Below are 15145 nucleotides of genomic sequence, written 5' to 3'. Positions count from 1 at the left end.
CCCTCAGCCCAGCACCCGGCGCGCGATCAGGTCGCGCTGGATCTCGTTCGAGCCGGCGTAGATCGTCGTCGCCCGCGCGTTCAGCCAGAACGGCATGGCGAGCATGTCGAAGTCCGAGCTCAGCGGATCGACGCCCGAGCCCACCTCCAGCGCCTCGAGCTGGCGCGGCAGGCCTTCGGTCCCCGCCACCTCGATCATCAGCGCGGCGATGGACTGGCCGAGGTCGGCGCTCAGCGTCTTCATCATCGAGGGGAAGGCGGGGTCCATCTCGCCGCCGCCGGCGCGGGGCGAGCAGACGCGGAACAGGTGATCGAGCCCCTCGACCTCCGCCGCCAGCAGGCCCAGGCGCTCCTGGAAGGCGGGATCGTCGGCGAGCCTGCGCCCGAAGCCGTCGTCGCGCGCCTCGGCCGCGGCCTGCACCTGGATCAGCTTGCGCCGCAGCCCGGCCGTGGGGGAGGCGCCGCCGCGCTCGTATTTCAGCAGGTGCTTGGCGACGGTCCAGCCGTCGTTCTCGGCCCCCACCACGTTGGCGCGGGGCACGCGGGCGTCGGTGAAGAACACCTCGCACTGCTCGGGGAAGCCGTCGAGCGCGATGATCGGGCGGACCTCGATGCCGGGCGTCTTCATGTCGTCGATCAGCAGGAAGGTGATCCCCTGCTGGGGCTTGCCCTCGAAGCGCGTGCGCACCAGCAGGAACATGCGGTTGGCGTGGTGGGCGTAGGTGGTCCAGGTCTTGGAGCCGTTCAGGACGTAGTCGTCCCCGTCCGCCACCGCCGCGCATTTCAGCGAGGCGAGGTCGGAGCCCGAGCCCGGCTCGGAATAGCCCTGGCACCAGAAATCCGTGCCCGAGTAGATGCCGGGCAGGTATTTCGCCTTCTGCTCGGGCGTGCCCAGGTCCAGCAGCAGCGGGCCGATCATCTTGAGGTTATGGGGCAGCAGCGCCGGCGCGCCGGCGGCCTGGAGCTCGGCCTCGAAGACGTCGTGCTGGGCGTCGGTCCAGTCGCAGCCGCCCGCCTCCAGCGGCCAGCGCGGCGCGGCCCAGCCCTTCGCCGCCAGCGCCTGCTGCCAGGCCATGCAGGGGGCGAAGGGGGTGAAGACGCTGGTCGACTTGGCCGCGGCCTCGCGCATCTCGTCGGTCAGTTCGGCCTCGAGGAAGGCGCGGACCTCGGCGCGGAAGGCCTCCAGATCGGTGCTCATGCGGGTCAGCCTCCGGTCGGACTATTTCTTGAGGAAACGGGCGATGCGTTCGGCCGCGTCGGGGCCGCGGCCCTCGCTCTCCTGCCATTCCCAGGCGAGGCCGGCGTCGAGCGGGCGGGCGTCGGTCGCCTCCAGCAGGCGCTTGGCCGCGGCGTGGGAGAAGGGGGAGTTGTCGGCGATCTTCCGCCCCAGCTTCTCGATCTCGGCCTCGAAGGCGGCGAGGGGGACGACGTATTCCGCCAGCCCGATCCGCAGCGCCTCGGAGGCCTGCACGGTGTCGGCGGTGAAGGTCATGCGCTTGGCGGTGGCGATCCCGACCCGGCGCGGCAGGCGCTGGCTCATCCCCCAGACGGGCGACAGCGCCCAGCGGCCGTGTGTGTCGGCGAACTTGGCGTCCTCGGCGGCCAGGATGAAGTCGCAGGCGAGCGCCACTTCCAGCGCGCCGGTGTAGCAATGCCCGTGCACGGCCGCGATCACCGGCTTGGGCATCTTCTCCATCATCCGCAGGGTTTCGGAGTGCCACCCGCGCGAGGGCGGCTTGGCGCCCGCGCCGATGTCGGCCAGGTCGTTGCCGGCCGAGAAGCACTTGCCCGCGCCCCGCAGCACCACGCAGCGCACGCTCTCGTCGTCGGTCAGCGCCTCGACATGGTCGCGCAACTCCTGGAACAGGGCGATGGTCAGGGCGTTGAGCTTCTCCGGGCGGTTCAGCGTCAGGATCGTCAGTCCGTCGCGGTCGTCGCGCAGCACCAGCTGGGTCATGGTTTCCTCCCGGCCTCCCCGGCCATCTCGTCGGTCCGGGACGCGCGCCCCGGCCCACCCGTTAACCGGGCGATTGAATTGTTCCCTACGCCATCGCCGCGCCCCGGTCGATGGGCTGGCGCCGCGGGCGGGCGGAGCGGCCCGGGCGCCGGGCCGAGCCCGGCCCCGCAGGGCGACGGCGCGGAGCGCCAGATATTAACTGCGCGCTTGAATTTCACCCCCTCGGCGCGCGGCGCGCCGTCGGATCGGACGAGCGGACAAGCGCGACGACCTGCCGCGCGGGCCGGGCGCGGCGCGAGGGGGGCGCGACCGCCGCCTGTCCCGCGATTCCAGGCCGCCGCCGGCCGCCCGGAGGCGGCGCCCTCAGCGCCCCGCGGGCCGCGTCGCGCCGCCCTTCACCCGGCGCAGCGGAATCGAGCTTTCGATCGAGGCGACGCCGGGGACCTTGGTCAGGCGCCCGACGAGGAAGGCCTCGAACTCCGGCAGGCCGGCGGTGGCGATGCGCATCAGGTAGTCGCGGTTGCCGGTCATCAGCCAGCAGTCCACCACCTCGGGGAAGGCGGCGACGGCGGCCTCGAACCTCGCCAGCGCGTCGTCCACCTGCCGGTCGAGCTTCACCGAGACGAAGACCGAGAAGCCGCGCCCCAGCGCCCCCTCGTCCACCTGCGCGGCGTAGCCCGCGATCACGCCCGAGGCCTCGAGCATCCGCAGGCGGCGGGCGACGGGCGAGGCGCTGAGCCCCACCCGCTCGGCGATCTCGGCCACGGGGGCGCGGCCGTCGCGCTGAAGCTCGCGCAGGATCGCGCGGTCGAAATCGTCGAGCGCGGCGGTTTCAGCCAAGATTTCCCCTCCTTGCGATGGAATCCACCAATATCGCGGCGGGAGGCGGCGAGAAAGACGGAACCTGCCGCGGCGTCCGCGCTATGCTCGCGCGATCGACCTCCAGCGCCCGAGTCCGCCCATGTCCCGTCCCGACGCGCCCTTCCTGAAGACCATCGAGCAGCGGCTGCTGTGGCTGTCGCACTGGATGATCCACCATGCGAACCACGTGCGCCCCAAGGTGGACGGGATCAAGGTGGGCGGGCACCAGGCGAGCTCGGCCTCGATGGTCTCGATCATGACGGCGCTGTATTTCTCGGCGCTGCGGCCCGAGGACCGGGTGGCGGTGAAGCCCCATGCCTCGCCGGTGTTCCACGCCATCCAGTACCTGATGGGCAACCTCAGCCGCGAGAAGATGGAGGCGTTCCGGGGCCTGGGCGGCGTGCAGTCCTACCCCTCGCGCACCAAGGACGTGGACGACGTGGATTTCTCGACGGGCTCCGTCGGGCTCGGCGTCGCCATCACCGCTTTCGCCTCGCTGGTGCAGGACTACGTGCAGGCCAAGAACTGGGGCGAAGGTCTGCCCACGGGCCGCATGATCGCGCTGGTCGGCGACGCGGAGCTGGACGAGGGCAACGTCTATGAGACGTTGCAGGAGGGCTGGAAGAACGACCTCCGCAATTGCTGGTGGATCATCGACTACAACCGCCAGAGCCTCGACGGCATCGTCCGCGAGGGCCTGTTCGAGCGCATCGAGAAGATCTTCGGGGCCTTCGGCTGGGACGTGGTGCGGGTGAAGTACGGCGCCCTGCAGCGCGCCGCCTTCGAGGAGAAGGGCGGCGACAAGCTGCGCGGCTGGATCGACGCCTGCTCGAACCAGGAATACTCGGCGCTGACCTTCATGGGCGGCGCGGTGTGGCGCAAGCGGCTGCTGGACGACCTGGGCGACCAGGGCGACGTCACCGCGCTGATCGAGCGCCGCTCGGACCGCGAGCTGGCCGCGCTGATGGAGAACCTGGGCGGCAACTGCGTGGAGACGATGGCCGACGCCTTCGCCGCCGTGGACCATGACCGCCCGACCTGCTTCCTCGCCTACACCGTGAAGGGCTGGGGCACCCCCATCGCCGGCCACAAGGACAACCACGGCGGCCTGATGACCGCCAAGCAGTTCGCCGCCTGGCAGGAGCACATGGGCGTGCCCGAGGGGCAGGAGTGGGAGCCCGACGCCACCGTGCGCGACGTGCCCGCCTTCCGCGCCTTCCTCGACCGCGTCCCCTTCTTCCGCAAGGGGACCCGCAGGCTGGAGGACGCCCGCGTCGCCGCGCCGGCCATCGACGCCGCCACGGACCGGGAAATCTCGACCCAGATGGCGTTTGGAAAAATCCTCGACGGGATCGCCAAGGGCGGGGGCGAGCTGGCGGAGCGGATCGTGACGACCTCCCCCGACGTGACCGGCACGACCTCGCTCGGCCCCTGGGTGAACCGGCGAAAACTGTTCGCCCGCAGGGCCCAGTCCGATGCCTTCATCGAGCATCGCATCCCCTCCACCGCGAAGTGGGAGTTCACGCCCGAGGGCCAGCATATCGAGCTCGGCATCGCCGAGATGAACCTGTTCCTGCTGCTGGGCGCGGCGGGCCTGTCGCATTCGCTGTTCGGCAAGCGGCTGATCCCCATCGGCACGCTCTACGACCCGTTCGTGAACCGCGGCCTCGATGCGCTGAATTACGCCTGCTACCAGGACGCCCGCTTCATCGTGGTCGGCACGCCCTCGGGCGTGACGCTGGCGCCGGAGGGCGGCGCCCACCAGTCCGTCGGCACGCCCCTGGTGGGGATGAGCCAGGACGGGCTGGCGGCGTTCGAGCCCGCCTTCGCCGACGAGCTGGGCGTGATCCTGGAATGGGCCTTCGACTACCTGCAGCGCGACGGCGACCATGAGCCCGACGCGCGGACCTGGCTGCGCGACGCCACCGGCGGCTCGGTCTACCTGCGCCTGACCACCAACCCCATCGAGCAACCCACGCGCGAGATGACCCCCGCGCTGCGCCAGTCGATCATCGACGGCGCCTACTGGCTGCGCGAGCCGGGGCCGAACTGCGAGGTGGTCATCGCTTTCCAGGGCGCCGTCGCGCCCGAAGCCATCGCCGCCGCCGGCATGCTGGCCGAGGGGCGGCGCGACATCGGCGTGCTGGCGGTGACCTCCGCCGACCGGCTGCATGCCGGCTGGAGCGCCGCCCAGAAGGCCCGCGCCGCCGGAAGGGCCGAGGCGCGATCCCATGCCGAGAGCCTGCTCGCCGCCCTGCCCCCGCATTGCGCGATGGTCACCGCCATCGACGGCCACCCCGCCACGCTGTCCTGGCTGGGCGCCGTCCACGGCCACCGCACGATCCCGCTGGGCGTCGAGCATTTCGGGCAGACGGGCACCATCGGCGACCTCTACCGCCTGCACGGGATCGACCGACGCTCCATCGCCCAGCGCGGGGCGGCGCTGACCGCGGGGCGGCCGACGCTGGCCTGGTCGCGGGGCTGACGCCCCCGGCGCGGGGGGCTAGAGCAGGAAGTCCCCCGCCCGCAGCGTCGCGTCGGCCTCGACCCCGAGGGTGAAGTCGGCGCGCCCGTCGCCATCCACGTCGGCCAGCACGAACTGGCCCCCGTCGTCGAGGATCTTCAGGCGCAGCTCGCCCGCCCGCTCCGAGAACGCGGCCTTGCCGATGAACTTGAAGGCGTCGTCCTTGTCCGTGCTCTCGCGCGCGTCGATGCCGGTCAGGTCGATCCGGTCGCCCTCGCGGCGCGAGAAGTCGTCGATCAGGTCCAGCTCCTGGCCGGCGGGGCTGTCCTCGACCGACAGGAACACGAAGCGGTCGGCCGCCTTGCCGCCGTGCAGCAGGTCCGAGCCCAGACTCCCGACCAGCCGGTCCTTGCCGCCGCCGCCGTCCAGCAGGTCGTCGCCGTCGCCGCCGTCGAGCGCGTCCTTGCCGCCCCCGCCCAGCAGCCGGTCGACCCCGAACCCGCCGTTCAGCGTGTCGTTCCCGCCCCCGCCGTCCAGCGCGTCGGAGCCCTCGGCGCCCTCCAGCAGGTCCGCGCCGCCGGCGCCCTCCAGCTTGTCGGCGCCCTCGCCCCCGTCGAGCTGGTCGCTCCCCGCCTCGCCGAACAGCTTGTCGCGGCCCGCGTCGCCCGAGATCAGGTCGGCGCCGTCGCCGCCCTCGATCCGGTCGTCGCCGTCGCCGCCGAACAGGAAGTCGCCGGCGCCGTGGCCGAAGATGAGGTCGTCGCCGCGGTCGCCGCGGATCGCGTCCTCCTTGTCGAAGCCGGTCAGGAAGTCGTCCAGCACCGTGCCGGTCACGTCGATCTGGGGCTGCAGGTCGACCGTCGTCGCGGTGGAGGCGTCGCGGCTTCCGTCGGCGGTGTTCTCCAGGGCGATGGAGGCGATCAGCAGCCGCACCCCCTCCCCCGGCGCCTGCGGCAGCGAGACGACCCGCAGGGCCGTGGCCGCGCCGGAGACCGCCCCCGGGGCGACCGCCGTGGCGATCAGGTCGCCGTCGAAGTCGACCAGCTGCACCTGCGCCTCGCCGCTGAAGGTCGAGGCCATGGCGACCGCGTAGCCCACGCCCGCGATCTCGACCGCGCCGGCCGCGGGCAGCAGGTCCGCGCCGGCGAGGAAGTCGAGCGCCGCCTCCTCCGCCGCGCCCGCATCGGGCTTGGCCACCGCCAGCCGCAGCCCGCCGAAGGTGATCAGCGCCGCGGCGGTGTTGCCCGCCGAGGAGAAGGTCGGCGTGAAGGGCGTGGCGACGTTGAGGAAGTCGAGGTCCACGTCCGATCCCGTGCCCGCCACGCTCTCGAGCGTGAAGCCGGAGGCGAAGTTCGCCGGATCGAACAGCGAGGGCGTGCGCACCAGCGTGCCGTCGTCCAGCGCCAGCACCCGCGCGTCGGTGGGGACCGACTGGTTCAGCGCCAGCATCCGGCCGGTCTTGAGGTTGAAGCCGAACAGCTCCCCGGTCCCGGCCATGAACACCGTCGGCTGCGCGCCCTCGTCCGGCGCGCCCCGCTCCAGGAACGCCGAGGGCGAGATCTGGCCGTCGAACTTCTCGGAGCGGCTGGCGACCTGCCGGCCCTCGTCGTCGAAGAGGCGCGCGGTGAAGCGGGAGACCGGCGTCTCGACCCCGTTCAGCCGCCGGCCGAGGAACAGGATCCCGCCGTCGTCCGTCGGCGCGATCCCCGCGACCAGCGAGAGGTCGGAGGGGTTCTCGGACTCGATCACCTTCGGCGCGCCCGCCGCCGCCAGCCCGCCCGAGCCGTCGGGACGGAAGAAGGCGAGGCACAGGCGGTCGATCTCGGAATCGTCCTCCCTCTCCAGCGAGAGGTTGACGAAGAGCACGGCCGCGCCCCCGTCCGAGGTTCCCACGATGTCGAGGATCTGGGCGTCGTTGCGGAGCGATCCGGAGATCAGGTTGAAATCGGGCATCGGGACGGGTCCGGGAATGAAGGCCGGCCGCCAGTTGACCCGGCGGCCGCTTCCCGTCCAACGCCGGCGAGGCTCCGGCGTTCATCTCGCCTCGCGCAGCGGCGTCGGCGCCACATCCGGCCGATAATTCAACAGCATAAATGAAGACGCCCGCCCCCGGTCCGCCGGGGACGGGCGCGCGGTTCCGCCGGGCGGCGGCGTCAGTCGATCAGCGTCTCCAGCCGGATCGGGAAGCGCCGCGGGCGCTTGCCGGTGGCGTGCCAGACGGCGTTGGCGATGGCGCCGACCGCGCCCGAGATCGCCAGCTCGCCGACGCCCTTCACCCCCAGCGCGTTCACGAAGGCGTCGTCCTCGTGGACGGTCAGGACCTTCAGCTCGGGAATGTCGGCATGGACCGGGACGTGGTAGCCGGCGAGGTCGGCGTTGGCGATGCGCCCGGTGACGGGGTCGTGCACCGCCTCCTCGTGCAGGGCGAAGCTTAGGCCCCAGATCATCCCGCCCTCCAGCTGGCTGCGGGCCAGCTTGGGGTTGATGATCCGCCCCGCCGCGAAGGCGCCGACCATGCGGGTGACCCGCACCTGCCCCAGCTCGGGGTCCACCGCCGTCTCGGCTAAGATCGCCCCGTGGGAGAAGAAGGCGTGCGCCTGCCCCTCGGACTCGGGGCGCGAGGACGAGCCCTCGCCCACCACGACCTCCTGCCCGGCGCGGGCGAGGATCTCGGCGTAGCTTTCCGAGCGGCTCTCGTCGTCGCGCCGGTGCAGGCGGCCGTCGCGGGCGACGACGCCGGAGTTGCCGGCGCCGAAGAGGGGCGACTCGGGGTCGTTGGTCGCCAGCTCCGTCAGCCGCCCAATCGCGTCCGAGCCTGCGGCATGAAGGGCCGAGCCCGCGGTCGCGGTGTGGCCCGAGCCGCCGGCGATGCCCGCGTCGGGCAGGTTCGAGGCGCCCGAGTGGAACTCCACCTGGTCGATGTCGAGCCCCAGTCCGTCGGCCGCGATCTGGGCGAGCGCGGTCCACGCCCCCTGCCCCATGTCGACGCCCGAGGTCTCGACCAGCGCGGTGCCGTCGGCGCGAAGCGTGGCCCGGGCCTGGGCGGCGAAGAAGGTGGCGGGGAACTGGGCGGTGCCCATGCCCCAGCCCAGCCGCCGCCCCTGCGCGTCGGTCATCGAGCGCGGCTCCAGCGGCCGCCCCGCCCAGCCGAAGGCCTCCGCCGCCTGGGCGTAGCACTCCCGCAGGGCCTTGGAGGAGAAGGGCAGGCCGGTGGCGGGGTCCACCTCCGCGTAGTTGCGCAGCCGGAACTCCAGCGGGTCGAGGCCCAGCGCATAGGCCGCCTCGTCCACCGCGCATTCCAGCGCGGCCGAGCCCGAGGCCTCCCCCGGCGCCCGCATCGCCATGGGCGTGCCCTTGTCCACCCGCACGCCGCGGTGCGTCACCTTCAGGTTCGGCGCGGCGTAGAGGTTCTTGGAGACGTTGGCCGCCGGCTCCAGGAACTCGTCGAAGCTGGAGGTGAAGCTGTCGGCGTGATGCAGCAGGGCCGAGAGCCGCCCCTGCGCGTCCATCCCCATCTTCAGGGTCTGGCGCGTGGCGCCGCGATGGCCGGTGGGGCCGTACATCTGCTCGCGCCGGAAGACGTATTTCACCGGGCGCCCCAGCTCCCGCGCCGCCAGGATCGCCAGCACGTAGGGCCCCGTGGGAATGGCCTTCGACCCGAAGCCCCCGCCCAGGAAGGGCGTGCGGATCAGGATCCGGTCGGGCGCGATCCCGAAGAAGCGGGCGAACATGGCCCGCGCCATCACCGGCGCCTGGTTGGGCACGTCGAGCGTCAGGGCGTCGCCGTCCCACCGGGCCACCATCGCGTGGGGCTCCATGGCGTTGTGGTACTGGTCGGGCGTGTCCCAGGTCCCCTCGAAGGTCCGCTCGGCGGCGGCGAGCGCCGCCTCGGCGTCGCCGACCACGTGGGTCGGGGGCGCGCCGACGCCGACGCTCTGGGGCTCGTAGGCCTCGCCGCCCGCGTGCCCCAGGCGCGGGGCCTCGGCCTCCACCTGCGGGTTCAGCAGGCGCGCGGCCTCGGTCGCGGCCTCCAGCGTCTCGGCCACCACCAAGGCGACGGGCTGGCCGGCGTAGCGGACCCGGTCGTTCTGCAGCGCGTCGATCTTGAAGGCGAAGGGGAAGGGCGTGGAGTCGGGATCGTCCGCGAGCGGGGGGCGGTTCTCATGCGTCCAGACCGCGACCACGCCCGGATGGGCGCGGGCGGCCTCGACGTCGAGCCCGACCAGCCGGCCGCGGGCCACGGGCGCGGTGGCGGTGACCGCGTGCAGGCAGCCGTCGGGCAGGTTGTCGGCGGCGTAGGTGGCGGCGCCGGTCACCTTCAGCACGCCGTCGCGGCGGCTGAGCGGCTGGCCGGCGTTGGAGCCGAGGCGCGTCGGCGTGGCGGGCGCGAGGCCCGGAGCGGTCGTGTCAGACATGGGCGGGCGCTCCGTATTCGGCGTCGAAGGGGGAGGCCGGCAGGGCCGGCATCCGCGCGGGCGTCCCCGCCGCGGCCAGCGCCAGGGCGCGGGCGGCGGTGCGGCGGGCGAGCTCGATCTTGAAGGCGTTGTCCCCGCTGGGCTTGGCCTCGGCCAGCGCCAGGGCGGCGGCCTCGGCGAAGGCATCCGGGCCGGGCGCCTTGCCGACGAGCGCGGCCTCCGCCGCCTCCGCCCGCCAGGGCCGGTGCGCCACGCCGCCGAGCGCGAGGCGGGCGCGGGCGATCGCGCCCCCCTCGATCTCCAGCGCCGCGGCGGCGGAGACGAGGGCGAAGGCGAAGGAGGTCCGCTCCCGCAGCTTCACGTAGCGGGCGTGGGCGGCGAGGCCCGCGGCCTCCGCCGGCAGGATCAGCGCGGTGACCAGCTCGCCCGGGCGCAGGTCGGCGACCGCCTCGGGCGCGCCCTCGGGCAGGGAGAAGAAGGCGGCGAGCGGCGTCTGCCGCCGCCCGTCCGGCCCCGCGATCTCCAGCACCGCGCCCAGCGCGGCGAGCGGCACGGCGAAGTCGGAGGGGTGGACCGAGCGGCAGGCCTCGGTCCAGCCCAGCACCGCATGTTCGCGCGGCTCTCCGGCGAGCCCGCCCGACAGCGCGGCGCGGGGACGCTGGAGGATGTTGCCCCCCACCGTGGCGGCGTTGCGCAGCTGGGCGGAGGCGCCCGAGAGCAGCGCCTCGGCCACCATCGGGAAGCGGGCCAGGACCGCGGGGGCGCGGGCGACGTCGGAGTTGCGGACCATCGCGCCGATGCGCAGGCCGCCGTCCGGCAGGTCCTCGATCGCGTCGAGGCCGGGCAGGCGGGTCACGTCGACCAGCGTCGAGGGCGAGGCCGCCCCCACCTTCATCAGGTCGAGCAGGTTGGTGCCGCCGGCCAGGTAGGCCGCGCCGGGGGCCGCGGCGGCGGCGACCGCCTCCTCGACCGTGGCGGGGCGCAGGTAGTCGAAGCGGTTCATGCCGCGGCCTCCTTCTCGTCGGACGCGCGGCCCTCGAGCTTCGCCTGCGCGTTCAGCACCGCCTCGACGATGCCCTTGTGCGCGCCGCAGCGGCAGAGGTTGCCGCTCAGCCCCTCGCGGATCCGCTCGGGGTCGGCGCCGGCCTCGCCCTCGGCGATCAGGGCGACGGCGGACATGATCTGGCCCGGCGTGCAGAAGCCGCACTGGAAGCCGTCATGGTCGATGAAGGCCTGCTGGACGGGGTGCAGGGCGCCGTCGAGGGCGAGCCCCTCGATCGTGACGACCTCGGCGCCGTCCAGCGTGGCGGCCAGGGTCATGCAGGCGTTCACCCGCCGGCCGTCGACGATCACGGTGCAGGCGCCGCACTGGCCGCGGTCGCAGCCCTTCTTGGTTCCGGTCAGGCCCAGCCGCTCGCGCAGCAGGTCCAGCAGGGTGACGCGGGGATCGTCCAGCGCGATCTCGCGCCGCTCTCCGTTCAGGGTGAAGGCGGTCGGATGGGTCATGGGGGGCTCCCGTTGGCCTGGAGGCGGTCTGGTTTCGAGTCGACCTTGGGGCGGGGCTGTGCCACGGAAGGGATCGGGCCCCGTCCGCGTCGACCGCGGACGCGGCCTTGGCGAGAATATGCGGAGGCACCCTCCGCTTTTCAAGGGCGACCGGCGCAGGTCGTCTCGGAGAGGCATGGGCGACGGCGGAAGACATGGGGCGAAGGCCCCCGGGATCGAGCGCGCGCCGGCCGGCGACGCGACGGCCGGCGCGGCGAAGAGCGTGGACGCGAAGACCGTGGACGCGAAGACCGTGGACGCGAAGTCCGGGGACTCGAAGTCGGGGGCCGCCCGCGCGCCCCGCAAGCCGCGCGCCGACAGCCTGCGCAACCGCGAGCGTCTGCTGACCGCCGCGCGGGAGATCTTCGCCGCCGGCGGTCCCGACGCCAGCCTCGAGGCGGTGGCGCGCCGGGCGGGGGTGGGCATCGGCACGCTCTACCGCCACTTCCCCACGCGCGAGACGCTGTTCCTGGCCGTCTACCGCCGCGAGGCCGAGGAGCTCTCGGCCCTGGCCGCGAGCCTCGCGCAGGCCAACGACCCGGTCGAGGCGCTGCGCCGCTGGCTGCGCGCAGCGGTGGGGATGGTGGCGACCAAGAAGGGGATGGTGGCGGTGCTGTCGCCCGCGCTCGACACGTCCGAGCCTCTGTTCGCCGAGGTCCGGGTGATGCTGCTCGACGCGGTGGACGCGCTGGTGGGCCGGGCGGTGGAGGCCGGCGCGATGCGCGCCGACGTGCCCCCCGCGGACGTGATGCGCGCCCTCTTCGGCTTCTGCTACACGATCGACGCCGAGGACTGGCAGCCCGCCGTGCTGCGCCTGCTCGACGTCTTCGTGGACGGCCTGCGCCCGCAGCCTGCCGCCGAGTGACGCCTCCGCGCGCGAAGCCGCCCGCCCCCCGGGGAGAGGGGCGGGCGGGGCCGCGCGGCGACGAGAGGGGGGATCAGGCCGCGCGGCGTCGGCGGGCGGCGAGGCCCAGCGCCCCGGCCGCGGCGCCCAGCAGCGCCAGCGCGGGGGGCGCCGGCGTCGCAACGACCTCCGAGGGCGGGATCTGCGCCCCCTCCGCCGCGTAGACCGCCGCCGAGACCGAGGCGACCACGCGCAGGTGCACGACCTCGCCCGGATCGACCTGCATCGAGGCGTAGAAGGCCGCCTTGCCGCTGGCGGGAAAGCGGGAATCGCCCTCCAGCCCGTAGTCCACGGAAAGGCTTCGGGGGGTGTAGAAGGCGCTTTCCGCGAAGCCCCCGTCATCGGTCGCGTCCAGGCGCAGGAAGCTGATCGCGGCCTGCGCGCGGCCGACCTCGCCGGTCGCCACGTCGCCCGAGACGCCGCCCCAGACGTCGCCGAGGACCGAGGCGGTCAGCGCGTAGTCCACCCGCAGACCGAAGCTGCCCACGTAGGGCGTGGGATTGACCAGGGTGAAGGTGCGCACCAGCTCGACCCGGTTCTCGCCCAGATCGATGGGGGCGCCGGTGCGGGCGTCGACGCCTGCGCTGGCGGCGATGATCGAGCGGTTCTGCGCCTGCACGATCGAGCCTTCGCTCGCCCAGCCGCCGCCCAGCGCGCGGCTGGACCGGACCTGCGGCTCCTCCCCCTGCGACCAGGAGACGAAGCTGGACGAGAAGTTCGACAGCGTCACGTCCAGCGCGGCGTCGGCGACGGTGGTGGCGAAGGCCGGCGTCCCGCCCAGCGCCAGCGCGAGCGCCGCGGCGGCCCCGCGCCTGAGGATGCGTTTCATAGCGGACTCCTTGCTGGAATCGCGCCCGGCCGGGGTCATTGCGGCAGGGCGACGGTGAAATAGGGGGCCGGGGCGGGGGCGCCCTCCTCGACCGGGTCCGGGGTGCGGTTGGCGACCGCCGGCAGCGCGCGCAGGCCGGCGATCAGGGCGGCGAGGTCCGCCTCGTCCAGCCCCGCGTAGGCGGGCCAGGGCATCACCGGCGCCAGCGTCCGCCCGTCGGGGCGCCGCCCGGCGGTGAGGGCCTCGGCGATCTCCGCGTCGCTCCACCCGCCGAGGCCGGCGGCGTCGGGGGTCAGGTTCGGCGGCCAGACGATGCCGTAGCCCGGCATCGCGAAGCCGATGTCGCCGCCCGCCAGGGCCGCGTCCTCGCGCGGGGCGCCCTGGGCGTCCCGCGGGGTGTGGCAGCCGCCGCAATCCATGATCCGCAGCAGGTAGGCGCCCCGCGCCTGCAGCTCGGCCTCGCCGCCCGCGGCGGGCGAAGCCGCCTGCGCCCGGGGCGCGAGATCGGGCGCCCAGAGCGTCAGCAGCGCGACGGCGGAGACGGAGAGGACGGCGCCCAGGCGCACGGCCAGCAGGGACAGGGGGTTCGGTCGCTCGCTCATCGCGGCGCTCCTTTGGTCTTGAGACAATGAAAAGGGGGGAGGCGGCCGCGCTCAGGCGGCGGCCGTCTCCTCGCAACCGGGCTCCGCGAACTCGCGGCGGAAGCGGTTGCGGGGGTCGTGGCGGGCGCGCAGGGCCGCGAGGCGGCTCAGCGCCTCCGGCGTCCAGGCCTGGGCGAGGCGGCCGGGGGCGGCGAGGTCCGCCTCGCCCACGTAGACGCCCTTCACCGCCGGCGCGGCCTCCCGCGCGACGCCGCGGACCCAGGCGCGGCCGGCGGCGTCCCCGGAGGGGTCGCGCCACATGGCGTAGAGCGCGCCGAACACCGGGCCGATCATCGAGAAGGCCGCCGCCCCCGCCGGGGGAACCGGCGCGAGGGGGGAGCGGACCACCCCCAGCCCGAAGCATTCGGCGTCCGGCGCCCGGGCGACGCCGCGGGCGATGGCGCCGAACAGCGCCGAGGGCGCCGCGTCCGACCACATCGCGTCCACCGCCATGCGCCGCCCGCGCGGGAAGCCCGCGTCGATCAGGTCGTAGAGGGCGGGGATCGGCGTCGGCAGGCCGACCTGCGCCTCCAGCGCCCCGGCGGGCGCCGCGGCGCCGATGCGCGCGAGGATCGCGTCGCCGGCCTCCGCCGCGTCCTCGAAGACGGTGGCGATGGCCATCACGACCTTGGCCGAGACCAGCGCCAGCGGCGGCGGGGCGGCGCAGAACTTGGCGGTGAACTCCACCGAGGCGGGCGCCCAGGCCATGGTCGCCTGCATCCAGGCGGCCACGTCCTCATGCGCCTCCAGCGGCCAGGTCCAGACGCCGGTGCGGATCGCCCTGGGCGCCGGCGCGAGGCGCAGGCGGTAGCCCACGACCACGCCGAAGAACAGCGGCCCCGCCCCGCGGGCGGCCCAGAACAGGTCGGCGTTGCGCTCGGCCGAGGCGGTCAGCAGCGCGCCGTCGGCGGTCACCACCTCGACGCTCTCGACCCGCATGCAGGCCACGCCCCAGCGCCCGGCGTTCCAGCCGATGCCGCCGCCCAGCAGGTAGCCCGACATCGGGACCGAGCCGCAGTGGCCGACGGGGAAGCCCAGGCCGTGGGGCTCCAGCGCCGCGACGAGGGCGCGGTTGGTGGCGCCGGGGCCGACCTCGGCCGTCATCGCGGCGGCGTCGACCCGGATCTCGTCCAGGCCGGCGAGGTCGATCACCACGCCGGCCTGCTGGGCGGCGCCCGACCAGTTGTGCCCGGCGCCCCGGGGGCTGACCGTCAGCCCGTTGGCCGCGGCGTAGCGCACCGCGTGGCGCACGTCCTCGACGTCGGCCGCGCGCACGATCGCCGCGGGGCGCCGGGCGGGCTTGCGGCCGTTCCACAGCAGGGTCTCCAGCGCCAGCTCCCAGCCGGGCTCTCCGGCGGCCAGCACGATGCCGCGCACCTGGGCGCGGAGCGTCTCGATCTGCATCTCGTCCATCCTTGCGGGATCCCGGCGCGGGGCCGGGCCCGGCGTCCTCGCGGGCGGCTCCTCGGCGCGGCGGCGAGCGCCAGGGGGAGGAGCGGTTTCGATGCGACGGGGATAGGCCCGCAGGGG

The 15145-nt window shown here is 74.2% G+C and carries 12 protein-coding genes; 2 read left to right on the top strand and 10 right to left on the bottom strand.

What is annotated here, in order from left to right; translation table 11 throughout:
* Positions 1-3: 3 nt before the first annotated feature.
* From P2H44_RS14445 to P2H44_RS14435, 3 genes are all read right to left on the bottom strand, one after another.
* Entirely contained in the window at positions 4-1197 is a 1194-nt protein-coding gene (locus P2H44_RS14445; RefSeq protein ID WP_275764478.1) for an acyl-CoA dehydrogenase family protein, read from the bottom strand.
* Positions 1198-1218: 21 nt separating this feature from the next.
* Positions 1219-1956, bottom strand: coding sequence for an enoyl-CoA hydratase/isomerase family protein (locus tag P2H44_RS14440; protein ID WP_275764477.1), 738 nt, complete (start codon positions 1954-1956; stop codon positions 1219-1221).
* Between the two features lie 363 nt (positions 1957-2319).
* Positions 2320-2799, bottom strand: a complete 480-nt coding sequence (locus P2H44_RS14435) for an Lrp/AsnC family transcriptional regulator (protein WP_275764602.1) — start codon at positions 2797-2799, stop codon at positions 2320-2322.
* A 118-nt stretch (positions 2800-2917) separates the two neighbouring features.
* Here P2H44_RS14435 and P2H44_RS14430 point away from each other — a divergent pair, with 118 nt between their 5' ends.
* Complete coding sequence (locus P2H44_RS14430; RefSeq protein ID WP_275764475.1) at positions 2918-5302, top strand: transketolase; 2385 nt, start codon at positions 2918-2920, stop codon at positions 5300-5302.
* Positions 5303-5320: 18 nt separating this feature from the next.
* Here P2H44_RS14430 and P2H44_RS14425 read toward each other — a convergent pair whose 3' ends face one another.
* The 4 genes from P2H44_RS14425 to P2H44_RS14410 all read right to left on the bottom strand — a co-directional run bounded on the left by P2H44_RS14425 (position 5321) and on the right by P2H44_RS14410 (position 11202).
* Positions 5321-7234 (bottom strand): calcium-binding protein, encoded by a 1914-nt coding sequence (locus tag P2H44_RS14425; protein WP_275764473.1) that lies wholly within the window; start codon positions 7232-7234, stop codon positions 5321-5323.
* A gap of 200 nt (positions 7235-7434) precedes the next feature.
* Positions 7435-9696, bottom strand: coding sequence for a xanthine dehydrogenase family protein molybdopterin-binding subunit (locus tag P2H44_RS14420; protein WP_275764471.1), 2262 nt, complete (start codon positions 9694-9696; stop codon positions 7435-7437).
* Positions 9689-10699 (bottom strand): FAD binding domain-containing protein, encoded by a 1011-nt coding sequence (locus P2H44_RS14415; protein WP_275764468.1) that lies wholly within the window; start codon positions 10697-10699, stop codon positions 9689-9691. Before P2H44_RS14415 ends, P2H44_RS14420 begins: the two co-directional genes overlap by 8 nt.
* A complete protein-coding gene (locus tag P2H44_RS14410; RefSeq protein WP_275764466.1) occupies positions 10696-11202 on the bottom strand; it encodes a (2Fe-2S)-binding protein in 507 nt (168 codons plus the stop codon). Before P2H44_RS14410 ends, P2H44_RS14415 begins: the two co-directional genes overlap by 4 nt.
* Positions 11203-11464: 262 nt before the next feature.
* Here P2H44_RS14410 and P2H44_RS14405 point away from each other — a divergent pair, with 262 nt between their 5' ends.
* Entirely contained in the window at positions 11465-12106 is a 642-nt protein-coding gene (locus P2H44_RS14405) for a TetR/AcrR family transcriptional regulator (RefSeq protein WP_275764464.1), read from the top strand.
* 73 nt (positions 12107-12179) lie between these two features.
* On the opposite strand, the gene P2H44_RS14400 is transcribed toward P2H44_RS14405, so the two are convergent.
* From P2H44_RS14400 to P2H44_RS14390, 3 genes are read right to left on the bottom strand one after another with little or no spacing between them, the layout of a single operon-like run.
* Positions 12180-12974 carry a hypothetical protein gene (locus tag P2H44_RS14400; protein WP_275764462.1) on the bottom strand — a complete coding sequence of 265 codons (795 nt, stop codon included), beginning with the start codon at positions 12972-12974 and terminating at the stop codon, positions 12180-12182.
* Between the two features lie 35 nt (positions 12975-13009).
* Positions 13010-13576, bottom strand: coding sequence for a c-type cytochrome (locus P2H44_RS14395; protein WP_275764460.1), 567 nt, complete (start codon positions 13574-13576; stop codon positions 13010-13012).
* A gap of 51 nt (positions 13577-13627) precedes the next feature.
* The gene (locus tag P2H44_RS14390) at positions 13628-15028 is read right to left on the bottom strand and encodes an FAD-binding oxidoreductase (protein ID WP_275764458.1); all 1401 of its coding nucleotides are present in this window, start codon (positions 15026-15028) and stop codon (positions 13628-13630) included.
* Between the last annotated feature and the right edge of the window lie 117 nt (positions 15029-15145).

Origin of the sequence: Albimonas marina, from assembly GCF_029223255.1 — a bacterium.
GTDB lineage: Bacteria > Pseudomonadota > Alphaproteobacteria > Rhodobacterales > Rhodobacteraceae > Albimonas.
Note: the sequence above shows the minus strand (reverse complement) of the source record. Positions and strands in the feature narration are given on the sequence as shown.